The sequence below is a fragment of the Vibrio sp. 10N.222.52.B7 genome (genome assembly GCF_041474275.1).
Classification (GTDB): Bacteria; Pseudomonadota; Gammaproteobacteria; order Enterobacterales; family Vibrionaceae; genus Vibrio; species Vibrio crassostreae_C.
The window spans coordinates 1-22,723 of record NZ_JBFRTU010000006.1; the positions used below are offsets into that span (position 1 = coordinate 1).

Annotated in this window: 21 protein-coding genes and 1 pseudogene; 9 read left to right on the top strand and 13 right to left on the bottom strand. The window is 45.2% G+C overall.

Annotated elements, in window-relative coordinates; translation table 11 throughout:
- Positions 1-44: 44 nt before the first annotated feature.
- Both AB4512_RS02475 and ompW read right to left on the bottom strand, forming a co-directional pair.
- The gene (locus AB4512_RS02475) at positions 45-1,856 is read right to left on the bottom strand and encodes a choice-of-anchor I family protein (protein WP_372174312.1); all 1,812 of its coding nucleotides are present in this window, start codon (positions 1,854-1,856) and stop codon (positions 45-47) included.
- A gap of 201 nt (positions 1,857-2,057) precedes the next feature.
- Positions 2,058-2,699, bottom strand: coding sequence for an outer membrane protein OmpW (gene ompW, locus AB4512_RS02480; RefSeq protein WP_008216576.1), 642 nt, complete (start codon positions 2,697-2,699; stop codon positions 2,058-2,060).
- A 401-nt stretch (positions 2,700-3,100) separates the two neighbouring features.
- Here ompW and glgC point away from each other — a divergent pair, with 401 nt between their 5' ends.
- Positions 3,101-4,321 (top strand): glucose-1-phosphate adenylyltransferase, encoded by a 1,221-nt coding sequence (glgC, locus tag AB4512_RS02485; protein WP_372174314.1) that lies wholly within the window; start codon positions 3,101-3,103, stop codon positions 4,319-4,321.
- Between the two features lie 121 nt (positions 4,322-4,442).
- On the opposite strand, the gene AB4512_RS02490 is transcribed toward glgC, so the two are convergent.
- Both AB4512_RS02490 and AB4512_RS02495 read right to left on the bottom strand, forming a co-directional pair.
- Entirely contained in the window at positions 4,443-5,873 is a 1,431-nt protein-coding gene (locus tag AB4512_RS02490) for a YfcC family protein (protein ID WP_372174315.1), read from the bottom strand.
- A gap of 413 nt (positions 5,874-6,286) precedes the next feature.
- Positions 6,287-6,514 (bottom strand): annotated as a pseudogene (locus AB4512_RS02495) (hypothetical protein); the annotation flags it as partial.
- A gap of 57 nt (positions 6,515-6,571) precedes the next feature.
- Between AB4512_RS02495 and AB4512_RS02500 the strand changes: the two are divergent.
- The 4 genes from AB4512_RS02500 to AB4512_RS02515 all read left to right on the top strand — a co-directional run bounded on the left by AB4512_RS02500 (position 6,572) and on the right by AB4512_RS02515 (position 8,786).
- Positions 6,572-6,829: a hypothetical protein gene (locus AB4512_RS02500; RefSeq protein WP_229648214.1), complete on the top strand. Its 258-nt coding sequence runs from the start codon at positions 6,572-6,574 to the stop codon at positions 6,827-6,829.
- Between the two features lie 337 nt (positions 6,830-7,166).
- Positions 7,167-7,523, top strand: coding sequence for a ribosome hibernation-promoting factor, HPF/YfiA family (gene hpf, locus AB4512_RS02505; RefSeq protein ID WP_017061680.1), 357 nt, complete (start codon positions 7,167-7,169; stop codon positions 7,521-7,523).
- A 240-nt stretch (positions 7,524-7,763) separates the two neighbouring features.
- On the top strand, positions 7,764-7,919 hold the full coding sequence (locus AB4512_RS02510) for a DUF3012 domain-containing protein (RefSeq protein ID WP_017061679.1): 156 nt from the start codon (positions 7,764-7,766) through the stop codon (positions 7,917-7,919).
- Between the two features lie 78 nt (positions 7,920-7,997).
- A complete protein-coding gene (locus AB4512_RS02515) occupies positions 7,998-8,786 on the top strand; it encodes an HAD-IIB family hydrolase (protein WP_102393449.1) in 789 nt (262 codons plus the stop codon).
- A gap of 94 nt (positions 8,787-8,880) precedes the next feature.
- Here AB4512_RS02515 and dgcA read toward each other — a convergent pair whose 3' ends face one another.
- The 5 genes from dgcA to AB4512_RS02540 form a co-directional block, all read right to left on the bottom strand.
- Entirely contained in the window at positions 8,881-9,867 is a 987-nt protein-coding gene (dgcA, locus tag AB4512_RS02520) for an N-acetyl-D-Glu racemase DgcA (RefSeq protein ID WP_372174317.1), read from the bottom strand.
- A 57-nt stretch (positions 9,868-9,924) separates the two neighbouring features.
- Positions 9,925-10,932: an N-acetyltransferase DgcN gene (gene dgcN, locus AB4512_RS02525; protein WP_372174319.1), complete on the bottom strand. Its 1,008-nt coding sequence runs from the start codon at positions 10,930-10,932 to the stop codon at positions 9,925-9,927.
- Between the two features lie 91 nt (positions 10,933-11,023).
- Positions 11,024-11,929 carry a LysR family transcriptional regulator gene (locus tag AB4512_RS02530; RefSeq protein ID WP_372174320.1) on the bottom strand — a complete coding sequence of 302 codons (906 nt, stop codon included), beginning with the start codon at positions 11,927-11,929 and terminating at the stop codon, positions 11,024-11,026.
- A 95-nt stretch (positions 11,930-12,024) separates the two neighbouring features.
- Positions 12,025-12,861, bottom strand: a complete 837-nt coding sequence (locus AB4512_RS02535) for an SGNH/GDSL hydrolase family protein (protein ID WP_372174322.1) — start codon at positions 12,859-12,861, stop codon at positions 12,025-12,027.
- 87 nt (positions 12,862-12,948) lie between these two features.
- The gene (locus AB4512_RS02540; RefSeq protein ID WP_017061674.1) at positions 12,949-13,461 is read right to left on the bottom strand and encodes an RNA methyltransferase; all 513 of its coding nucleotides are present in this window, start codon (positions 13,459-13,461) and stop codon (positions 12,949-12,951) included.
- A 275-nt stretch (positions 13,462-13,736) separates the two neighbouring features.
- Here AB4512_RS02540 and AB4512_RS02545 point away from each other — a divergent pair, with 275 nt between their 5' ends.
- Entirely contained in the window at positions 13,737-15,398 is a 1,662-nt protein-coding gene (locus AB4512_RS02545; protein ID WP_372174323.1) for a methyl-accepting chemotaxis protein, read from the top strand.
- A gap of 114 nt (positions 15,399-15,512) precedes the next feature.
- Here AB4512_RS02545 and AB4512_RS02550 read toward each other — a convergent pair whose 3' ends face one another.
- A complete protein-coding gene (locus tag AB4512_RS02550) occupies positions 15,513-16,382 on the bottom strand; it encodes a LysR family transcriptional regulator (RefSeq protein WP_017064933.1) in 870 nt (289 codons plus the stop codon).
- Positions 16,383-16,591: 209 nt separating this feature from the next.
- On the opposite strand from AB4512_RS02550, the gene AB4512_RS02555 reads away from it, so the two are divergent.
- Positions 16,592-16,939, top strand: a complete 348-nt coding sequence (locus tag AB4512_RS02555; protein WP_017064934.1) for a DUF3316 domain-containing protein — start codon at positions 16,592-16,594, stop codon at positions 16,937-16,939.
- 153 nt (positions 16,940-17,092) lie between these two features.
- Here AB4512_RS02555 and AB4512_RS02560 read toward each other — a convergent pair whose 3' ends face one another.
- Entirely contained in the window at positions 17,093-18,730 is a 1,638-nt protein-coding gene (locus AB4512_RS02560; protein ID WP_372174431.1) for a methyl-accepting chemotaxis protein, read from the bottom strand.
- 259 nt (positions 18,731-18,989) lie between these two features.
- Here AB4512_RS02560 and AB4512_RS02565 point away from each other — a divergent pair, with 259 nt between their 5' ends.
- Positions 18,990-19,415, top strand: a complete 426-nt coding sequence (locus tag AB4512_RS02565; protein WP_017071370.1) for a DUF3010 family protein — start codon at positions 18,990-18,992, stop codon at positions 19,413-19,415.
- 103 nt (positions 19,416-19,518) lie between these two features.
- On the opposite strand, the gene AB4512_RS02570 is transcribed toward AB4512_RS02565, so the two are convergent.
- Positions 19,519-20,418: a DMT family transporter gene (locus tag AB4512_RS02570; RefSeq protein WP_102429238.1), complete on the bottom strand. Its 900-nt coding sequence runs from the start codon at positions 20,416-20,418 to the stop codon at positions 19,519-19,521.
- Positions 20,419-20,542: 124 nt separating this feature from the next.
- Here AB4512_RS02570 and AB4512_RS02575 point away from each other — a divergent pair, with 124 nt between their 5' ends.
- Positions 20,543-21,970 (top strand): PLP-dependent aminotransferase family protein, encoded by a 1,428-nt coding sequence (locus AB4512_RS02575; protein ID WP_243585097.1) that lies wholly within the window; start codon positions 20,543-20,545, stop codon positions 21,968-21,970.
- 90 nt (positions 21,971-22,060) lie between these two features.
- Here the strand turns inward: AB4512_RS02575 and AB4512_RS02580 are convergent, their stop codons facing one another.
- Positions 22,061-22,609, bottom strand: a complete 549-nt coding sequence (locus AB4512_RS02580; protein ID WP_017061666.1) for a carboxymuconolactone decarboxylase family protein — start codon at positions 22,607-22,609, stop codon at positions 22,061-22,063.
- Positions 22,610-22,723: the final 114 nt, after the last annotated feature.

Sequence of the window (22,723 nt, forward strand, 5' to 3'; positions counted from 1 at the left end):
CGCTTTTGTTTTGATTCAATCTAATTGCTAAGCAATAAGCGAGATTAGAACTCAACGCGGTAAACTGACGTGCTACCACTCACTTCGTTGCCAACCGCAATAAAGTGGTTACCAGAACGAGTGAAATACTTGATTGATTCTGGACCTAAATCACCCGCTTTAGCGTTGTAAGTCTCGTTGTCGCAATCACCGTCTTCATCAACCTTAGTGCACACAGGCTGAGTAAAGTCGCGATTGTTCAAGTAGCTGATGAAACTTGCGTTTTTAGGCTGTGTTACGTCGTAAACCATGATGCCACCTTGGCGCTCAAGTCCAATAAAGGCATAGTGCTTGCCGTTGATCTCCGCCACTTCGATCGCTTCAGGTTCTACGCCTTTATCATCACTACGATCGTCACCGCTTTGGTTGTTATCATTGGTGCTGTTGAAGTTTGCAGGATCTTGCTCAAGTACAATTCGAGCAAAATCATCGCCGCTATCAAACACTAGCTCGCCTGACTCATCCCAGATAGAGAACGAGCGGCTGCCGAATGCTTGAACCTTTTGGTCAGCAGCGAGTGTCCCTTGTGGCTTAATCACTTTAAGACGTGCAAGTTGCTTGTTGTCTTTCAATGCGCCATCTAATGGGTGGTTAGCGTCAATATCTAACTTCTTGCCGCGTACTTCATCGACATAAGCGATACAAAAGTCTTTTTCTGTGGTGTAGTTTTCGGTGCCTTGATAATCGTCACCGTCCCACTCAAAACCTTTCTCATCACACATTTCTTGCGTAGTCTTGATGCCATATTCACGACCATCACCTTCGTTCGCAGTCACGATGTAGGTGTTGCCATCAACACTGTAGCTAGTGATGCTGTCTGGCATGTAAAGTCCTTCTAACATCGCGTAGTTTTGTAGGTTGCCGATATTTTTGTCTTTATTCGACGCATCCAATTGCGCGCTATCCCAAGGTTTGCCGCCTAAACCAAGAATCGTATCCACCTCTGCCGTTGCGACATCAATCGCTGCTAGTGCGTTGTTCTCTTGCAGGGCAACGTAGAGTTTGCCGTTGTCAGCAAACGTTAGGTATTCAGGCTCTAGGTCTTGAGCGACGGTCGCATCGGGAGCTGAAATTCGAACCTTATCGGTTAATTCCTGGTGACGAGGCTGACCTTGGTTAAATGCCTTGAAATTAATCTGAGTGACCTTCGCTTGCATCGGCCCATTCGCTAAATCCACCAGCGTTACTGAACCTTCAGGATCAATGCTGTAATCCGCATTCGGCTCACCTTCATTTGCTGACGCAATATAACGACCGTCTTTCGAGAAGCTCACCATGTCTGGCAGTGCGCCAGCTGTGTAAGTGGTGATCAGCTCTAGTGTGTCTGAGCGATACAGAGCAATAATGCCATTTTGTTGCTTGTCCGCATTTTCAATCGCGACCGCAACTAATCCTTGATGAGTCGACACGCTGTTCGCTGCACCAATATCAATCCCGGAAGCTACAGCCGCTGATTGAAGATCAATAGAGCCTTCAGAGCTTGGCGAGCTATCGGTATTCATCGATAGCACGTCAACTTTCTTTGCTTGAGCATTTACGACATACAATTTATCGGTACATGAATCGTAGCTGACGATTTCGGCTGCAGAAGTATCAAACGGGGCGTCGGCGATTGAACGGCCAACTAGGCTGATTCCGGTTACCTCAGCATTGGAAGCGCTTGGCTGCTCGATGGATTGGCATTGAAGGCTAAAAGCATCAAGTGATGTTTGAGATGGCGTAGCAGTCGTTGGTGATGTTGGTTGAGAACAGCCTACTAGAGCAGAACTTACCGCGATAGGCAGTAATAATGTCAGCTTATTAAATTTACGATTCATATATCCTCCATAATTTGAATCGCGATCATAGAGGGCTGTTATGACACTTATCTTTCCCTTCTATTAACAATAAATGACAACAATAAGTTTCTCTTACTCATAGCAACAGAAAGTTAAGGTGAGCACTCTATTAACAAGTAAGCAAAAAAAGGGCCCAAGCTGGCTGATGCTTGAGCGCCTTTAGTAAACCGAATAGGGAGATTAGAAGTTGTAACCACCACCAATCATGAATACCCATGGGTCGATATCAACGTCTGTCGAGAACTGTTGACCATTAAACTTATATTTTGCTGTAGTGCCGATATCTGCATACCAAACCGATGCGTTCAGGAACCAGTCTTCATTGATCATGTAGTCCATACCAATGTTTGCTGCCAAGCCCCAAGAGTCATCAAGAGATAAGTCGCTTAAACCTAGATCTTTCGCTCCTTGATTTAGTGACTCATCGAAGAATACAGTGTAGTTGATACCAGCACCTACGTAAGGGCGGAAGTCACTGTTTGCTTGGCCAAAGTAATACTGAACCATAAACGTTGGTGGTAGGTGTTTCGTATCAGCAATTTCACCTAGACCAGTTGCAGAAATGTTGTGAGAAAATGGGCTTGCCGCTAGTACTTCAAAGCTGATGTTATCTGTAAACATGTAGCCAAAAGTCAAACCAAGTTGAGTGTTTGAGTCTACAGAGAATTCTGTATTTGGATCATTCAACACAGCGCCACTACTATCGTTAGGAGATACCGTTGCTGCACCTGCACGGATGATGAAATCACCTTCTTTATGAGCAAGAACATTGGTTGACATAAGAGCCGCAATAACCGCAATACCACATACTGTTTTTTTCATTATAATTTCCTTTTGGGGGCTTAATCTTTATTGGTGAATGAGTAATCATTTCTTATTTTGCGTGCAAGGTATCATAGAATAACCCTACTTTATTGATGGAAATCAATTTGTGAAAAGTTGTGATTATTTATGTAAATTTATATCGAGCCGATCACTTTATTCCTTCATTTTATTGACAGTTTTGTAATGCAGCTTTTCCGTGCGTCATTTTGTTAATCCAAACAATTCACTCTATTCGGATCTTTTTTGGATCAAAATAGAGCAAGCCAATATCTCACGTGCATCATTTTGGTGCAGAACAACAAGAATCAATCTCGCCTCGTATAATATTCAATGAGTTACATTTGGCTTAGTGCTTGCAAGTCTATGTTAATAATCATAAATACATTGAGGTTCTGACTATGCAAGACACTCTAACAATCGTTCTGGCCGGCGGTGTTGGCTCTCGGCTTTCTCCCCTCACCGATAACCGTGCAAAACCTGCGGTACCTTTTGGTGGCAAATATCGAATCATCGATTTCACACTCGCGAACTGCCTGCACTCCGGACTTCGCCAAATTCTGGTGCTAACTCAGTACAAGTCTCACTCTTTGCAAAAACACTTACGTGATGGTTGGTCGGTGCTTAACCCCGAGCTCGGCGAATACATCACCAATGTTCCCCCACAAATGCGAACCGGTGATAGCTGGTACAGCGGTACTGCCGATGCGATTTATCAAAACTTGTATCTGCTGTCTCGCAGTGAAGCCAAGCATGTGGTGGTGTTATCTGGCGACCATATCTATCGCATGGATTACGCGCCAATGCTCAAGCAGCACAAAAAGAACGAGGCCGACCTAACCGTGGCGTGCATGGAGGTTTCGATTGACGAAGCTAAAGAGTTTGGTGTGATGGAGATAGACGAGTCTCTAGAGATCAATAACTTTACCGAGAAGCCACGTTACCCTGCATGTGTACCTGGTAGGCCGACTCGAAGCATGGCTTCAATGGGAATTTACATCTTTGATAAAGAAGTACTGACACAAGCGCTACTGGCGGACGCCGAAGATCCGAACTCAAGCCACGATTTTGGTAAAGATATCATTCCTAAATTGGTGGGCAACAACAGTGTTTACGCATACAAGTTTGGGGATGAAGAAGGCCGAGTGACCCAAGATGCGTACTGGAGAGATGTTGGTACTATCGACTCTTATTACCAATCCAACATGGACCTGTTAAAGCCAGCTTCGCCTATCGATTTATATCAACCTGATTGGGCGATTCGTACTTACGAACCGCAGCTGCCACCCGCACGAACCATTGCTTCAGTTGAAGGTAATCAAGGAATATTCATCAACTCGATGATAGCGAATGGCGTTGTAATTGAAGGCGGCTCGGCGCAAAACTCAATCTTCTTCCCGAAAGTGAAAGTCAGCAATGCCGCGATTGTGATTGATAGTATTCTGTTTGAAGATGTTGAGATTGGAAAAAATTGCCACATACAAAACTGCATCATCGACAAGAACGTTAAGGTGCCTGACGGAACCCAGATCGGTCTTGATGGCCTTGCCGATGCGAAACGCTTCCACATATCAAAACAAGGCGTGATTGTGGTGCCCTCTTCTTACCAATTTGAAGAGTAACCTTTAACGTTGGAATAGCTTTTCTTTAAACGAAAAAAGGCAGCGAATTCGCTGCCTTCTTATTTACTCACACAGCTTCAGTTAAGCCTTAACTGTCCATGTATTCGATTAAACAGAAACCTTAGAAAGGCCCTAACTCAATCATTTGAGCAATCACAACAGAAACCAAAGCGCCTACCGACCAGAACAAGAACAGTGGTAAGAAGAAACGAACCCACTTGGTGTAAGGTACTTTTGCTATAGCCAATACCGCCAACAAGCCACCATTGGTTGGGTAAATATAATTAGAAATACCATCACCCAATTGAGAAGCCAACGCCGCAACTTGGCGAGTCACTTGACCAATATCTGCCAATGGAATGATGATTGGCATAGTGATCACCGCTTGGCCACTGCCAGACGGAATGAATAAGTTGATCGCAGCCTGCGAGAAGTAGATCCCTGCTGCTGCCACAAGTTTAGAGCTACCAGAAATGATCTGTGCAAGATAGAAGATAATAGAATCAACAATCTTCGCATCTTCCATAATGGTCAACACTGAGCGAGCGAAGAAGATGATCAGTACTGCCACCAATACATCGCTAACACCTTTGGTCCAATACTCACAAATCTTGTTCGGAGATAAACCCGCCACCAAACCCGGAATGATCGCCATTGCCACAAATGCACCCGCAATCTCGGTAAAGCCAAAACCCATCGTCAAAGTGCCGAAGATCATGTATGCGAATACGCCCAAGAATGCGATGCCCGCAAGCTTTTCACGAGAAGTCAGTGTTTTCGCTTCAACGCTAGATTCGTAGTGGTAACCCGTGCCGTGTAACAAGCCTTTGGTCGGATCTTGCTTAACTTTGCGCGCGTAGTTAAGCACATACCATGCACCCGTTAACAACATGAACATACCAACAATAAAGCGGTACCACATGCCTGAATACATAGGCAGTTCAGCGATAGTGTGTGCAATACCCGTAAAGAATGGGTTAGCCAAAGCGGCCGCGAAACCGGCACAACTTGCCAGTAAAACAACGCCAAGTGCCGTAATCGCGTCATAGCCAAGCTTGATACAGATCGGGATCATCAAAGAGATGAAAATGACATCAAGTTCACGCATACCGGTGAAGGTAACGTTGAAGAAGATCGCCGTCATGATCACAGGCGCAATCACGTATAAGCCTTGCTTCTTTAGCTTAGTAGTTAGTGCAACAACGGATGCGTCTAACAGACCCATGTGTTTGATAATGCCAAAAGCACCACCCACAAATACCACAACGCCCATCACGCCAGAAGCGGATTTGAAGCCTTTAAAAAATGATTCGAAAAAAGAGGCTAATGTTGTTGGGTTGCTGGTCAATTGTGTGTAGCTGTCTGGGTCGATAACCGTGCGGCCATTCATGACCACTCGCTCGAATTCACCAGCAGGGATGAAGTAAGTTGCGATTGCAGCAACGATCACCATGATAACCAAAGAGAGAAACGGGTGGTTTACTTCTTTCTCTGTCGGCGCTGCGTTACCAGCTTGAGATGTAGGTACGGATGTAGATACCGTAGTCGTCATATAGACTCCTTATTTGTCAGCAACTAAGGTTCACTTAGCCGCCGGAGGGATTTTTGGAAAAACGAAACCCTTCACGCTGAACTAAGTTCGCGCTAATTTAGGTTGTTTCAAAAAGGCCTTTGATAGATGGTGCTCTCAAATGTACATAGTGAAGTAGTGAGAACTACTCTCTTTGCGTCCGAGCAAAATGCAGATGTTCAGCCAAGTCAGGCCAAACTGAATGAGGTCATGACAAGCAGGTAAACAGAAAAGTCTGTTTTGGTAATGCGTTTTTTATCAATTACAAAGACAAGCGGCGCATACTAGCACAACGAGTCATTAATTGTCAGAAAAGTGTGAGTTTCGTCATGCTTTGGTGAGCAAAAGAAAAGCGCCCACTAATAAGTAAGGCGCTTTTCTGCAATCGAATCGAGTTACTTAGGTGCTAATTCGTAGTTTTCTTGCATCTCATGAGGGGCAATCCCGTACTCATAATCCGCTAAGTAGCCATCCTTATAGACCTTCATTCCCTTCTCATCCCAGCTCACTTTGATCATCGCCGTGTTGCCATCTTCACTGCCTAACAGCTCCAGCATTTCTGCATCAATCTTAATGGCTTTGATGGTTTTAATACGCTTAAACGGCTTAAATTCAGTGGCCGAGAATACGATGGCCGAGCGATAACGCTTAAGCTTGAGTCCAATCGCAAAGATTCTCGATTGTTGCTCAAACTGCAACATATTGATCTAGGCTCAATTGATGAGTCTCGCATTTCAGAACTTGTGCGATTCAAAGTCGAAACGCCGGTTCGCTATGAAGGTGACATTAATTATTGGCGTCAGGGCGTCGAATTTCCTGTCGATCAACTGGCATCCAATAAAGAAGTCGATATTCGAGCACGCATTACCATACCCGAGTCTCAACTCACAGCAGGAGAGTTTCACTTCAATATGGAGTGGGCAGTTGAGTGTCTATAAATTAGTAACTTAAGCTGAGTTTTTAATCAAAGAAGAAAAAGTGAGTGAGCTGGAAAGAAAATCAATGGAGTGACAAGTTCGGAATTATAAAACCGATAAAGAGAGATTCACTGGGAATTCGCTGTAGGTTAGCGCAAATTATCAAGGATGGAGTTTTTTTGAACATGTCTTTAAAACACGAAACATAATATGCGATCAGTTCATCGGACTTTCAAGGGAGTAACAAGAGAATATTTGATAACACTGAAGTCAATCACACATGTGCTAATTCTCAGTTGGTTAATCTATCCGATGTTTGCTACGTTTAAATGACACAGTCATTGGAAAGGTATGATTTATGAAAATAAATGTTCAAACACATCATGTATCAATTAACGACGAGTCACGCAAAGACATCGAAGGTAAATTCGAGAAGATATCTAACCATTTCCCATCACTGATCAGTTGCGACATCATCATTACTAAAGAACACGGTCAACATCAGGTTGAAGTATTCACCAACTACGAAGGTGTACGAGTAACAGCAAAATCGACAGACGATGTTATGTACCCAGCTATCGCTGCAGCACTTAAGAAACTTGAAGCGGGCCTAAGTAACCGTAAGGGACAATTGAAAGCCGACCTACACGAGAAACCAACAAGCACGAAGCCAGAGATTGCTTCGGACATCATCCAAGAGATGAAATTGGTATAAATCGATAAGTAGTTAAAGCGAAATAACGAATAGAAACTTATTAAGAATTTCAAAGCCAGCATACGTTGCTGGCTTTTTCGATCTTAAAGCCAAGCAAACCTTCGCTTCTTTACCGTCCCTCGAATTCAGCTCAACCCCACATCATTATTAACGCCCTTAAGTTCTTAGCAGCGATAACAATCACTTGTGGTATTTGATACAGTTATAAGCAGAAATTTAGACCACAACGGAATGTTTATTATGAAGAAAATCGCGTTGATACTTTTCCTTGCTACTCAATTAATGGCTTGTACCGAGGTTGGCAGCGAAGCTTGGTGTGCGGATATGAAAGAAAAGCCTAAAGGTGACTGGACGGCTAATGAAGCGGGCGATTTTGCTAAACACTGTATTTTCTAATCACGTTAGCTTCTAATTCTACATTGGGCTGAATTAATACGCTCTGTGTAAAACAATCCATGGAATAAGTGAGTTTTAATGGAACACCAACTAGACAACAACTGGAAGCACATCGAATGGGTATTAACCGACGTCGATGACACGCTCACTTGGCAAGGTTCACTCCCTCCAGAAACCCTGATTGTGTTACAAAAGCTGAGAGACAATGGAATCAAAGTGGTCGCTGTAACGGGAGCCTGTGCTGGTTGGTGTGACCATATTGCGCAGCTCTGGCCTGTCGATGCCGTGCTTGGAGAAAACGGCGCCTTCTTACTAGAGAAGCAAGATGATGCATTACAACTCTCATCTGAAACACCGCTAGAACAAGTGCGTAAGAACCAAGCTAAGCTAAAACAAGAAGTTGAAGCGATCTTGTTGAGTTACCCCGACCTATCGCTAACTTTGGATCAATCTTACCGCTTGTGTGAGGTCGCGATTGATATCGGCCAAAACCGTAAGCCTGTTGATCCTGAAACTGTTCAAGCGGTACTCGAAAGAATACACGCTTTAGGCGCACACGCGACGGCAAGTTCGATTCATATCAACGCTTGGTACGGCGAACACTCAAAGAAAAACGCCGTGCACCGTTTCCTGGCTAATAAAGGCTTATCGCTTGAGCAAATCCACAATCAAGCCTGCTATGTCGGCGATTCAATGAATGATCAGCAGATGTTCGAATCACTTCCACTTACCGTTGGCGTGGCAAACATTCAACATTATTGGGATAAGCTAGAGCATCATCCAAGCAGGGTCATGTCGCAGCCTGGTGGCTATGGGTTTGCAGAATTTGTGGATGCGCTGCTGAGGCTTAAAAGTGAAGTAATTTAGATAATCGCTCAGACTTTGAAGCAAAAATCGCACAAGTTTTCACTCATACGATTTCATTCATGTCATGTCCATCGATTAAACGGGCTCAACGAACTTAGAGAATAATCATCCCATCTCGATAAGTCAGTGATGGTGCTACATCTTGACCAAGTAAGACTGGGCCATCGAGGTCGACGATTTCAGATTGAACGGCGATAGGCAGAGCTGCACGCATCGCCAGCGATGTACCGAGCATACAACCCGACATCAGCGTAAATCCTAGCCTTTGAGCTTCTTCAGCAAGTACCAATGCTTCGGTCAAACCACCTGTTTTATCGAGCTTGATGTTGACCATTTCATATTTGCCTAACAAAGATGAAAGTTGCGAAGTGGTATGACAGCTTTCATCAGCACACAGTGGTATCGGGTGCTTGATGTGCGCCAATGAGGCATCGTGCTGTTGGGGTAACGGCTGCTCGATCATCGCAATATCAAATTCTACCAGTTGATTGAACAACTCTTCGAGATTCAATCCTGTCCACGCTTCATTCGCATCCAATACAATTTGAACATCTGCCGCAGCTTCTCGTACCGCGCGAACACGCTCTACCACCTGCTCGCCGTCAAGCTTCACTTTCAGAAGTTTCGCACCATTCGCGACATAGTCTCGAGTCTGAGTCGCCATGGCTTCTGGCGTGCCAATCGAGACTGTCATTGCAGTCACGATTTGAGCAGGCAACTCAAACAAGCTATTCGGAAACGTCTGGTCGTTCTGCTGAGCTTCAAAATCCCAAAGCGCACAATCGACCGCATTGCGCGCTGCCCCTCCGGTCAATAAAGACTGAAGATGATCTCTTAGCTCTGCCGGATCAGTAACGCCTCGTTCAAACATAGCTTCAAGTGCGCTAGACGCTTGTTGGATTTGCGCTAACACAGACTCCGATGACTCGCCGTATCGTGGGTAAGGCGTGCATTCGCCCTGAGCTCGTTTGCCACCATGTTCAATGTAAACACGAACAACGTGACACTCAGTTCGACTGCCACGAGAGATGCGAAAAGGCGTTTGCATCGCGATAATAATGGGTTCAGCTGTAATCTTCATAATTTCACTCGGTTAATGTTCACTTTAACAAATGGAAACGTAGAAATGATGAAGTCGTTAAAGTGAATGTCGCAAATGATCAGTAATGTGTTGTACACCAAAGCGCACTGGGTCCGTCACTGGCACTTGATAGAGTGTGGTCCATTCTTGGCACAATGTCTCAGCCTCTTCAATGCTAATCGCCGACGTGTTCAAGCAGATACCCACCAGCTTCGCATCTGGATTAGTCAGTCGCGCCGCTTGCAAGTTGGCTTCAATCGTCTGTTCTATGCTTGGTAATTTAGCATGAGGAAGGTTACGAATATGTGGTCGCCCAACTTCATGACACAGCACTAAGGCATCAGCTTGTGCGCCATGTAAAAGACCCAAACTCACGCCTGCAAACGAAGGGTTGAACAAAGAGCCTTGCCCTTCAATGATGTCCCAATCGTGGTCGGTAAAATCAGGGCTAATCGCTTCAACTGCGCCAGAAATAAAATCCGCAACCACCGCATCAATCGAAATACCGCTGCCTTCAATCAAAATACCTGTCTGCCCTGTCGCTTTAAACTGAGCGGATGTTCCCGCTTGCTTAAGCGACTTTTCAATCGCTAATGCCGAGAACATTTTGCCTACTGAGCAATCAGTTCCGACAGTAAGCAGGCGCTTACCTTGACGAAGCTTACCGTTACCAACATTAAGAACACCGTCAAAATGGCGTACATCATGAAGCTTAGTCAATCCTTGTTGCTGCATGTCAGCAAGCGGTGAAAATTCACTCAATCGTTGGTGCATGCCAGATGCAATCTCATATCCCATTTCTGCAGCGGCCATAATGGTTGACTGCCAAGAATCAGGAATAACACCACCCGGATTTGCGGTACCAATCACTAGCGTCTTCGCGCCCTGCGCTTGCGCCTCTTGCAGGGTCATATCCGTTAAGCCCAGTGAAACGGTATCACCCGTTAAACGCAGTTGACCTAGGCAGATTTCTGGTCGCCATTGATCAATACCGCGAGCTGTTTTTGCAGCGAGTGGGTCAGTAACATCCCCAAGAAAAAGAAGGTAAGGTTGAGCGATCGACATGAGTATTCCTAATTAATAAGCCCTTGTATGGGTTTACTTTAATTAAGAATTTCGAAGCTGCCGAATGCCTATTTATGGCGAGCCTATAACCTTAAGTTATAGGGTGAGTATGGATTTTCAATGAAGCGATAAATTGCTTAACGGAAATCGACTGAGGGGTGTGCTCTGCGCAAAGCATCGATACCGAAAATTGGATGTCTGGTTGAAGCGGCAACACACAGACCGCATCGTCATTTTGATATTGCTCTGCCGTCCACGGATCAACAATCGCAAACCCCGCTTGGTGCTTGACCAGTTCCGCCGCCGCGCTATACCCACGTACAGATATCGGGTGGTGATAATGCTCATCGCGTGCAATAAGGCTTTGATGTAACAGGAGGCCTAATGGATCGCGGCTATCGAGCCCGATGATTGGCAGCGGATAATTGATCAGATCATCTAACGTTAATTCCGCGGGGAAATGATCAACCGTATTGGAAGGAACCAAAACCTTTAGTGATTCGGTTAATAGCGTTTCACTTAATATCGCAGGCGGTGCTTCATCGCCAAAAGCAATAGCAATATCTAGTTCATGCTTGAGTAAACCTTCACACAACTCATCACGGTTTGCTGTCAGCAACTCAAAAGAGAGCTCTTGCTTACTGCCATTTTGCTCGCGAGACATTTGGGCGATTACCGGAGTCAGTAATTTAGTCGCTAAAATCGGCGGCGCACCAATACGTAAGTGCTGATGGCCTTGCTTCACTTTGTTGGTCAAACACCGAAATTGGCCTAATTGTTGGTAGACCTTTTCCGCTTCTGGCAGCAAGGTTTTCGCTTCAACCGTTGGTACTAAGCGCCCTTTAACTCGTTCGAATAAGCCAAACCCAAGTTGTTGCTCCGTGTGCGCCAAAATACGGGTCACGTTTGGTTGCGACACATGCAAGCTGCGAGCGGCTCCAGATACGGTTCCGGTCTGCATAATGGCGTAAAAGACTTCCAATTGTCTTAGGTTCACATTGATGTCCTTATGGTTCGCGAAACAAATCTAGGGTTTGGCTTTTCTTGTATTAGCTAAGCTGTTTATCGGTCTAGCTAGCGTTTTGCGTGAGTCTATTTTAGTAGCTCAGCTATCGTAGGTTGAAGTATCTCAGCCCAAGTTTGATAAGCCTTCGCATTCAAATGCAGATCATCACACGAGTACTCGTTCGACAACAGCTTATTAGGTGACAATACTGAATTCACATCTAAGAACGCAATGCCTTGCTGTGTACAGTACTCGCTTAGCTTGCTATTGAGCAGTTCAACCGACGGATTTAAACCTTGCAGTTTAGAGCCAACATAAAGCGTTGATTGCACCAATATGCGAATCTCATTTTCTTGCCACACCTTAAGCATATCAATGTAGTTCTGGTAGATATGGTCGACATCATAACCCTGAGCTAAATCGTTTATCCCTGCCATAAAACACACCAGCTTGGGCTTCACATTCAACGTGGTATCAATACGGCGCAACATGCCAGTTGTGGTATCACCCGCTAAGCCACGGTTGACCATCGAAACATCGCGAAAGATATCCGCCCACGGGGCCCATTCGGTGATCGAATCACCAAACATGACTAGGTCTGCACTTGGGGAAAAATGGCGATGGTTATCTGATGTCATGATGTAACGACTCATACTGTGGCCTCGTTGCTGAATCTCAGACTGAAGAGCGACTGCCTTGAGGATCTCGCTATCTGGCGTGACGCTATCAAATTGAGCTAGCAATCCTTCGATATGAGGCTTAAAAGGGCTAAGACGAGTACTCAGTTGATGATGTTCTTTAAGGGAAGATAACCTCTCTAGTAATGCATACAAAGAGCGGTTTTGACCAACTTCTTGGAATAACTGATAGAGATCGAGGACAGAGTGTTGCTGTAGCGCGGCAAGTAATTGCTTGTCTTCCATGGTGTTATCTAACCCTTCAATTATCTGATGATGAACTCAAGATAATATCCGATTGCGTACGGGATAGATAACACTAGAAGCAGAGAATTACTTTTCTTTGATTAGCAGATGGTTACGGTTATCACGGCTTTTCTTAATCAGTTCGTTGCTCTCATCCATTTCATCAGATTTAGCAAGACGATCGTAAAGCAGCACATTCACTGTCGCTGCCAAGTTCATGCAGCCAACTGTTGGTACGTACACAACATGATCGGCTCTGTCGGCGACATCTTGAGAAATAGAGCCGTCTTCAGGGCCAAAGATATAAATGGCATTTTCTGGGTGTTTAAAACGCGGTAGTGGTGTTGCACCTTCTGCGAGTTCTACGCAAACGATCTTAGTTTCTGGATCAAGATTGTCTAAAAACGACTCAACACCAGTCAACGGGATAGTACGCGCAGCACTCTTAGTATCGGTGTGGAATTTTGCGGCTTTTTCGTAGCGTTGCCCTGTGTATTTAACTTCGTCGACTTGGTAACAACCAGCCGCACGCATAACAGCACCAACGTTTGTCGGGCTCTTTGGGTTAGTTAAACCAATAGTCACATGGCTTTTGTTCATGAATCTTTCTCACTTAACGAATAGACATAGCAGGGTGCTACAAAGCGTCGCATTCTAACAAAGCAGCGTCGAATTCAAAAGCATCGATACAAACTCACTTTTTCGCGCTTAAGCCTCTAGTTGCAAGGCTTCTCACCCCAAAAACCTAACCGTCATCATATTTATAAAACAAAAACACTCTAGGATAACAATTAAACAACAAGCCCATTTACATTTTGAAACCACATTAATAATGTGTTGAAAATTGCATGAGACAATCACACAGGAAGCGTAACATGACCCTAACCATCAAAAACCGCCTTTATATTCTCTCTTTTATTCCACTGCTACTGATGGCAATTGGGATGATGAGCGTGACGTATATGAAGAGCACCGAGCTAACCGCACAACAAGTAGAATCGACGCGTAGCAATATGATGGCGATGAAAGAAAAGGAACTTAAAGCGTATCTGCAAATGGCTCAATCTTCTATTAGCCCGTTCTTGGAAAGAGGTGCAACATTAGAAGAAGCCTTACCGACATTAAGAACTCTCGAATATGGCGAGTCTGGCTACATCTTTGGCTACGACTCTAAAGGCGTTCGAGTAGTTGTTGGGCAAAATAACGATGGCATTGGTAAAAACTACTACGACCTGCAAGACAAAAAAGGCAACTACCTGATTCGTGACTTGATCAAGAACTCAAAGCTTGGTGAATTCACCACCTACTACTTTCCAAAACTTGGTCAATCCGAAGCCCTACCGAAACTGAGCTACTCGATATTCGTTCCCCAGTGGGACTTGATGCTAGGTACAGGCTTCTATACTGACGACATCGATGCGGTCATCGCAGAGATGAAAGAGAGCTCAAATGCTGCGTTACAAAGCTCATTGACGGCCATCGCTATATTCTGTGGTTTGATTGCCCTAGTAGTTGCTGTGTTTGCCGTTGCCGTCAACCGTACCATCATGCAACCACTCGAGCAGTTTGATCGTTCAATCAGCGCATTCGCGAGTGGCGAAGCTGACTTAACCGCTCGAATGGAAACCTTCAAAGCGCCCGAGTTCACAAAACTCAGCGAGAACTTCAACGCCTTCGTGGCAAGCCTTCAAACCATCATTCGCAGCGTAAGCGATGTCGGTCAGCAAGTCGTAGCCGAGACATCTAGCATGTCTTCTCGCGCTGCGCAGGTCGACGAGATTGCTACTGGGCAACGTGAAGAGACTGAACAAGTTGCAACGGCGATGACTGAAATGACCACAACGGCGCAAGAGATCTCGAGCAACGCTAGCCAAGCGGCGGATTCCGCTAAACTTGCAGAGGGCAATGCCAAAGAAGCGCAACAGATAGTAAACGCCGCTGCAGATTCGGTGGCAGGCCTAGCGAGCGAAGTATCAGAAGCCAACACTGTCGTGTCTCGTTTAGAAGGTGATGTGCAGAATATCTCCTCTTCGTTGGCGGTCATCCAAGACATTGCCGAGCAAACTAACCTACTCGCGTTGAATGCCGCGATTGAAGCTGCACGTGCAGGCGAACAAGGTCGTGGGTTTGCTGTGGTTGCCGATGAGGTTCGTAAACTGGCAAGCCGTACTCAAGAAAGCACTGGCGACATTCACAAGATGATTGAGCAACTTAAAGCTGCCTCAGATGCTGCTGTGAAAGCGATGGATTCAAGTCAAAACCGAAGTGCGCAAACCGTGGAAGAAGCGAATGCCGCAGCCAAAGCACTGGCGAAGATCCAAGCGTCGATTGATACCATCATGGACATGAACTCGCTTATTGCGACAGCCACTGAACAGCAAAATATTGTAGGACAAGAAATATCTCAACGCATCGTGGTGATTTCTGACCAAAGCTCACAATCGGCAGAACTCGCGAATCAAAACCGTACAGGTAGCCAAAACCTCAACAGTCGTGCAAATGAGCTGTATCACTTGGTGGATCGCTTCACCGTCTAATACATTTTCGGTCTAGTAAGCCGTAATCAAACGATAATTAATCCTAAAACACGTCGGGCTTCAGAATCTCTATTCTGAAGCCCGTTTTTATCGGTGGAGGTTTTAAGCCATACACTAATCCAATTGCTCAGAAAGGAAGTCCACCAGCAGGCGAACCTTTGAAGATAAGTTGCGGTTCTGAGGATAAAGCGCCCAGATCCCTTCTTTGTCATCTCGATAATCGGACAGCACCTCAACCAACTCACCAGAATCAAGGTCTTCACTCACATAGTATTCCGGCAACTGCACCAAGCCAATGCTCTGCTTAGCTGCGTCTAACAAGGCTAAACCACTGTTGCACTTAATGCGTCCGTTAACACGAACTGAGCGAGGGCGTCTATTTTCTTTGAAACGCCAATGTTCAAATCCACCGACTAAACATTGGTGATTATTTAATTCTGATAATGTATGCGGCTCGCCATAACGTTCAATATATTCAGGGCTTGCACATACATAAAGTTGGCGTTGAGACAGCCTCTTTGCCACAAGGCTTGAGTCTTCCAAGCGGCCAAGACGAATCGCAACATCAACACCCGAATCGATAAGATCGAGCTTTTGATTGGTCAGCATCAGCTCAAGCTCTACTTGCGGGTGAAGCTTTAAGAATTGATGCAGTATTGGGGCGAGTTGGCGCTCACCATAAGTCACAGGCGCGGTGACTTTCAGTAAGCCTTTGGGTGTGGATTGCATCTGCGTGACCGCAAGCTCAGCAATTTCTAAACCTTCGACCAACAACTTACATTGTTGGTAATAGAGTTGCCCAGCCTCTGTAAGAGACACCTTACGCGTCGTTCGATTGAGCAGTTTCACTGCGAGTCGTTCTTCGAGGTTTGCTACTCTACGACTGATTTGAGCCACCGACGTAGCGAGCTTCTGCGCCGCACCAGTAAAGCTTTCACGCTCTGCCACTGCAACAAACTCACTTACCCCTTCCCAATTGGCCATGCCTTTACCTTATGCTGAACTTTGGTTACCCATACAGTGTATTGAAGTTAGATATCAGTGTCACCTTGCTTGATATGCGCTGTGCATTAATCTTCGGCACCTATAGTCATTCCCTTACAGAACCATATTTTTGTCCTAACATTAACCTCATCCTCTATTGCTAGGGTGAGAATCTCTAAAACACTGGTACAACAAAGTAAGGTATCCCTTTGAAGAAGTTAATCATACTTGCATCAACTCTTGTACTCAGCACCACTGCGTTTGCAGCAACTAAAACAACAATTCAAGAAACAACGCTAAAATCTGACACATATGCTAGTGAAGTCGAAGCATACGATGCAGGCACCAACCTTATGGATGAGTTACGCGCAAAAACACCTTTTGAGCTTTCAAGAGAACTGCCACAGTTCCAACAGACAACCAAATACGATTCGTTCAAGATTGATGATGCAAATATGGAAGTGAAAAAGATCACTAACATGAACGGCGACATCCACTACCAAGCGAACGTAAAAGTGGACTACCGTTACACATACAAAGACGGTCTTAGCAGCTAACACTGAGTGATTGATCAGGTCTAAAAACTGATCACCTAGTCAAAAAGAAAGTCCGCACTCATAGAGTACGGGCTTTTTTTCGTTCAGCGCTGATTAATGGAATTCAAACGAGCAACCATTATCGGCTCATATGCGTCTGTCTAATTTTGAAGATCACACTTCAAACTGAGACACAAGGCTATCAAGCGCTTCACACTGTTCGGCTAATGCCATACATGCATTTTCTGCGCTGCTCGCCATCTCAACCATTTGCATGGTGCTTTCAGCGATGCGTTGAACATTCTTATTCACTTCTTCAGACACTTGGGACTGCTGAGAAGCCGCTGTAGCGATTTGTGTGTTCATGTCGTTCATCTTACCGATTGAGTTTCGAATCTCACTCAATGAAGACGCTGCAGTTCCTGCTTGAACAATGGTTTTCTCGCCACTCACTTTGCTTTCAGTCATCACGCCAACCGCATGTTTAGCCCCCACTTCTAAGCGTTCAATCATTGATTGGATTTCGCCTGTACTGTCTTGAGTTTTGCTCGCAAGCGCACGAACTTCATCAGCCACAACTGCAAAGCCACGACCTTGTTCACCCGCTCGTGCCGCTTCAATTGCCGCATTCAAAGCAAGTAGGTTGGTTTGCTCTGCAATACCTTTGATCACGCCAAGGATTGAGGCGATGTTCTTCACGTCTGTATCTAGTTCTTGAACCACACCACCCGCGTTCTCGATATCTTGCGCAAGGCGTTCAATCGAAGTAACAGTTAAGCCAAGCGTAGTATCGGCCGATTCCACTTCATGGTTTGCAACGTTACTTGCGGTTGCCGCATCTAATGCGTTACCACTCACCACTTCACTGGTTGCTTGCATTTCATGAACTGCAGCCGCGACCACTTCACTTTCTCGCTGTTGATTAGACGAGAATTCAGCAACACTTTGCGTGAGTGATTTGATGTTTTCCATCTCGCCACGTACTGCGTTCGATGTGAGAATAACTTGCTCCACGGTGACATGGATCTTGCCAACAAACTGGTTGAAAGCAGAACTCAAACAAGCGATCTCGTCATTACCTTCGACCTTCATACGTTGAGACAAGTTACCGTCGCCCGATGCGATCTCATTCATCGCTTTCTCTACGTTCTGGATTGGCTGAACGATAAAGCGATTCGATAACCACATAGCGAAAAATGCAGCGAAAACAGCAACGGCCATACCTACTTCAATGATCAATTTGCTTGATTCAATAGAGTCATCGGCTTGCTGGCGAAGCTCTTTCTGTTTCAATTCGATCAGAGTTCGGATATCGCGCAATTGAGTACGAATGATCGCAAACTCTGCGTCAAGCGCTGGTGAGTAATCAATATTGTATTGGTCTGCGTTTGCTGGATCAGCGAACATTGGCTCGTGCAGTGCCACCCACTTGCTCATCGCGTTAACAAGCTTTGATAACTCGCCACGTGAAGATGGATCCAACACGCCCGCTTGATACAAGGTTTCGACACTTTCAAAACGAGGAACCGCTTTGTAAGCGTTGTCTTTAAATTCAAACTTTTGGTACTCAATTGCCGCTTGGTCTTTAGCAAGTAACAGGCCTTGTGCCGAAGCGATAATTTGGTAAATATCTCGGTAGCCATCTTCTAGGTTATCTAGCACTGGCTGAACCACATTATTGAGCTCGTTATTAATCGCAGCCTGAGCATTAGATCTAATGACATTAAGCACAGTAACGGTAGAAAAAACAATCACAATCACCAACAGCGGGATCGCGATTTTACTCTTAATCGAAAGATTATTGATATTCATTGGGATTAATAACCACACTTCAAATAGGGATGCGCGCGCAATATACAGCACACATATAAAATCCCGCTAAGCTTTTGTGAGCTTCATCTCATAGAAAACGATACCGTAAATTCGTGTGATGTTTTTTCAATCAAAGGTTAACTTTCGGCGACTAAAATACTCTCTGATTTAGACTTATTTGCTGCTGATACGCGCAAATACTGGAGAAGTGTTAGAAATAACACCATAATGTAGGGCTCTAAAATAAGTAGGTAAGAACATGAAAATTTGTGGTGTTGAAATCAAAGGTAACGATGCAGTCATCTGTCTTCTTTCTCTGTCAGACGGCGTATTTAACATTCCTGATTGCCGAGTTTCTAAGGTTGCGATTAGCGACGCAAACGACACACAGAATATGAAAGACTTTCAATTCTCTTTTGCAAAGTTAATGGAAGATTACCAAGTAGAAAAAGTTGTAATTCGCCAACGTCAGACTAAAGGCAAATTTGCTGGCGGTGGTTTCGGCTTCAAACTAGAAGCAGCAATTCAGTTGATCGACGGCCTAGACGTAACCGTTGTATCACCTGCTGACATCAAGGAGAGCCTTAAGCGCAACCCTCTTATGATGAAGTTCAAAGAAACTGGCCTTAAGCAATACCAAGAAGCACCGTTTACAACGGCTTACGCTTGCTTGATGAAACGCTAATCAAAAGTCGCTAGCCAATATTTTATATAGAAAGAGCCTGAATATTCAGGCTCTTTTTTGTTTCTAGTCATCGATTTTTAGTAGGATGAGTTTGGTATACAAACTACCGCTCTAACACTGTTCGCCTACGAGCCTTAATTAACTCAGGCTTTTTCACCACCAAATAAACCGCCGCAGCAGACAAGGCAAAGCCCATCGCGCCATACATGTCGAACGACTCACCGAAAATAAGCCACGCTTGGATTGCTGTCGTCGGTGGCACCAAGTAAAAGACCGAAGCCACACTTGAAGATGCACCGTGCTCTACCATGTAAAGCAACAATAGGATGGCAACACAAGACAGAACGACCACCAGCCAAATTAGAGTCAACGTGAATTCTATCGTCCAGTTTACTTGCATAGTTTCGTAACGCATTGCGAACGGCAGAAACAACGCGGCAGAAGCCAAATATTGCACCATCGCACCGCCGACCATATCTGTCCCCTGACAGAAGCGCTTCTGATACAAAGTGCCGCAGGTAATACCCACCAAAGAAACCAAACACAATAACGTTGCCAAGCCTTTTTGGTCGTCTGACTGCCATTCAATATTGCCCATCAACACCAAACTAATACCCGCAAAACCAAGCGCTAACCCCAACCACTGTGCAAAATTAAAACGCTGCGAAGTACAGCTGATCATAATCAATGCGGTAAGAATCGGTTGTAAGCCAACAAGTAGAGAACTCAACCCGGCGGGCATACCTATATCAATCGCCAGATAGGTGCCACCAAGGTAGAAACCATGAATCAAGATGCCAACCACACTTGCGTGGAAGAATGCTCGACCACGAGGAATACGACGCTTAAGGATTGCAATCAAAACCAAGAACAGCGCCACGTTGGCTACCATCCTCAATGAAAGTAATGTTGCGGGTTCGGCATATTCAACACCAAGACGTGCGCCGACAAAACCTGACGACCACAATATTACAAACACAAACGGAATCATTTTAATCAGCATTACAAACCTCTGGTCAACTCTTCATCAATGCTGTTACCTTAGTTGGGTACAGATAACTAATAAAGATACAGATATAACACTTTAAATGGTTACAGATTGAGAGTGTGCAACGAGGGAGAAACACGTGGAAGCAGAACTCAGCGGCAATAAATACCTTGCTACCGAACAACATATTAAGGCTCAGATCGATAAGGGGCTCTTTCACCCAGACGATCGTCTTCCCTCGATCCGCCAGTTAAGCGAACAGCTTGGCGTGAGTAAAAATACCGTGATTCGCGCCTATCAAGAACTCGAAGCAACGGGTTGGGTGTACTCGGTACCTAAATCTGGCTATCGCGTGAAAGCACCGAACACCACCAGCTGGGATGCATCAAGCCAACCTCAAAAAGTGGACCTCTTGTCTGTCACCAAATCGGTACTCTCTCGCCCGAAAGGCCGCCTGAAACTGTTGGCAGGTTCTGCGCACCCGAACATAAACAACCCTGCGATTCGTAGCTTGTATGCCGAGATTGGTCGCCACAGTCGATTACAAACTCAATTGCCTGGGTATTACCAATTACCTCCCGGCGACGAGCAATTAGTAAAGCAATTGTTAAAGATCACCCATGATCTTGGTGTGCCTGCGGGATCGAAAGAGATTGCGATTACTCATGGCGCTCAACAGGCGATCAGTTTGGCACTACGTGCGCTCACCAAGCCCGGTGACATCGTGGCGGTCGAGTCGCCCTGTTATTTCGGTAATCTACTCTTACTTGAATCACTTGGCTTGCAAGCCCTTGAAATCCCAAGCAGCGTTAGCCATGGCATTGATATCCCATCACTACAGAGTGCGTTGGAAAAATGGAAAGTGAAAACCTTACTGCTAACGCCAAACTTTACTAATCCAACGGGATCACGGATGCCATTGGCTAATCGAAAAGCCCTGTTGGAGATCACCGGTTCTTTACCGATTATCGAAGACGATGTGTTCGGTAGCTTAGCATTCGACACACCAATCGCTAGTCTCAAAGAACTTGATGATCAAGATAGAGTTATATACGTCAACTCACTGTCTAAAACCTTAGATTCACGCTTACGAATCGGTTGGTTACTGTCGGGGCGCTACCAACCTTTGGTCGAAAAGTACCTTTTATGCGACAACATGGGCAGTTCAAACCTCATGCAATCCGCGGTGGGTCAATTCCTCACCACAGGCAAATACCGCAGTCACTTATCCAAAATGAAACGACTCTACCAAACCAATCAAAAGCAGTTTCAAAGCTTGTTAATACAAGCATTGGACAGCTATCCTCATCTTGAAGGGCGTTATCATTTATCGAAGCCAGAAGGCTCTTTTTTAAACTGGATAACGTTGCCAGAGTCGGTCGATAGTTATGCCGTCTACCAAGATTGTTTGAAGCATAAACTCGGGATCTTACCCGGAACAGTATTTGGCACCAATGACCAATATAAACACTGCTTGCGCTTCACTGTCGCCAACATTGAAGAGAGCAAAGAGTGGAAAGAAGGGGTTGTGACATTAGCGAAGATAATCGCTAAGCATACACCTTAACCAGATTAGGCCCACATAGCCCAAACAACAAAGCCCCACTCAACTGAGCGGGGCTTTCATCATTCTGATTCTTTAATTGCTTAAAGGCGATTAGCCTTGCCAAGCGAACTGTTCAAATACTTTGTCGACTGGCGTTTTAGCAACGTGGTTTACGTAATTACTGATCACTTTCTGAGACAGGCCAAGAATCACTTCTAGCACTTGTTGCTGACCGTAGCCCGCTTCGAAAAATGCTGCCATTTCACTTTCAGGCACATTGCCGCGGTTACGTACCATGCTCAGCGTAAAATCATGCAGGGCTTGCAGCTTTTCAGTGGGTAAAGCTGTGCGATTACGCAGTGCTTCGGTGATTGCAGGATCAACCTTCATTGAATGTGCAATGCCAGTGTGTGCAGGAACGCAGTAGTGGCATTCGTGTTCAACGTTGATGGTTTGCCAAACAACCGTTAGCTCTTCAGCATCGAAAGATGAGTCACTAAACGCCTGATGAAGCTGAGTGTAAGCCTTAAGTGTGTTTGGAGATTCAGCCAACACACCAAACAAGCCCGGCACTCTGCCCATCTGCTTTTTAGCGCCCTCAAGAATAGGTTGGCTTTGCTCTGGCGCGGATTCTACTGAGTGAATTTTGAAGTTGCTCATTGCTCTATCCCTATCAATTTTCGGTTCTAAAGTTATTCAATCACGGAGCAATTAATGAATGTTCTCCGTTGGTGTAAAAACAATATAGATCAAACAAGAACGATCGTTCAAGTG

What these genes read in the sequence shown, in the direction of transcription:
- AB4512_RS02545 (WP_372174323.1), top strand. Translation starts at nt 13,737, where the DNA reads ATGACCCTAACCATCAAAAACCGCCTTTATATTCTCTCTTTTATTCCA.
- AB4512_RS02490 (WP_372174315.1), bottom strand. Translation starts at nt 5,873, where the DNA reads ATGACGACTACGGTATCTACATCCGTACCTACATCTCAAGCTGGTAAC.
- hpf (WP_017061680.1), top strand. Translation starts at nt 7,167, where the DNA reads ATGAAAATAAATGTTCAAACACATCATGTATCAATTAACGACGAGTCA.
- dgcA (WP_372174317.1), bottom strand. Translation starts at nt 9,867, where the DNA reads ATGAAGATTACAGCTGAACCCATTATTATCGCGATGCAAACGCCTTTT.
- AB4512_RS02515 (WP_102393449.1), top strand. Translation starts at nt 7,998, where the DNA reads ATGGAACACCAACTAGACAACAACTGGAAGCACATCGAATGGGTATTA.
- AB4512_RS02535 (WP_372174322.1), bottom strand. Translation starts at nt 12,861, where the DNA reads ATGGAAGACAAGCAATTACTTGCCGCGCTACAGCAACACTCTGTCCTC.
- AB4512_RS02560 (WP_372174431.1), bottom strand. Translation starts at nt 18,730, where the DNA reads ATGAATATCAATAATCTTTCGATTAAGAGTAAAATCGCGATCCCGCTG.
- AB4512_RS02580 (WP_017061666.1), bottom strand. Translation starts at nt 22,609, where the DNA reads ATGAGCAACTTCAAAATTCACTCAGTAGAATCCGCGCCAGAGCAAAGC.
- AB4512_RS02565 (WP_017071370.1), top strand. Translation starts at nt 18,990, where the DNA reads ATGAAAATTTGTGGTGTTGAAATCAAAGGTAACGATGCAGTCATCTGT.
- AB4512_RS02570 (WP_102429238.1), bottom strand. Translation starts at nt 20,418, where the DNA reads ATGCTGATTAAAATGATTCCGTTTGTGTTTGTAATATTGTGGTCGTCA.
- AB4512_RS02475 (WP_372174312.1), bottom strand. Translation starts at nt 1,856, where the DNA reads ATGAATCGTAAATTTAATAAGCTGACATTATTACTGCCTATCGCGGTA.
- ompW (WP_008216576.1), bottom strand. Translation starts at nt 2,699, where the DNA reads ATGAAAAAAACAGTATGTGGTATTGCGGTTATTGCGGCTCTTATGTCA.
- AB4512_RS02550 (WP_017064933.1), bottom strand. Translation starts at nt 16,382, where the DNA reads ATGGCCAATTGGGAAGGGGTAAGTGAGTTTGTTGCAGTGGCAGAGCGT.
- dgcN (WP_372174319.1), bottom strand. Translation starts at nt 10,932, where the DNA reads ATGTCGATCGCTCAACCTTACCTTCTTTTTCTTGGGGATGTTACTGAC.
- glgC (WP_372174314.1), top strand. Translation starts at nt 3,101, where the DNA reads ATGCAAGACACTCTAACAATCGTTCTGGCCGGCGGTGTTGGCTCTCGG.
- AB4512_RS02540 (WP_017061674.1), bottom strand. Translation starts at nt 13,461, where the DNA reads ATGAACAAAAGCCATGTGACTATTGGTTTAACTAACCCAAAGAGCCCG.
- AB4512_RS02510 (WP_017061679.1), top strand. Translation starts at nt 7,764, where the DNA reads ATGAAGAAAATCGCGTTGATACTTTTCCTTGCTACTCAATTAATGGCT.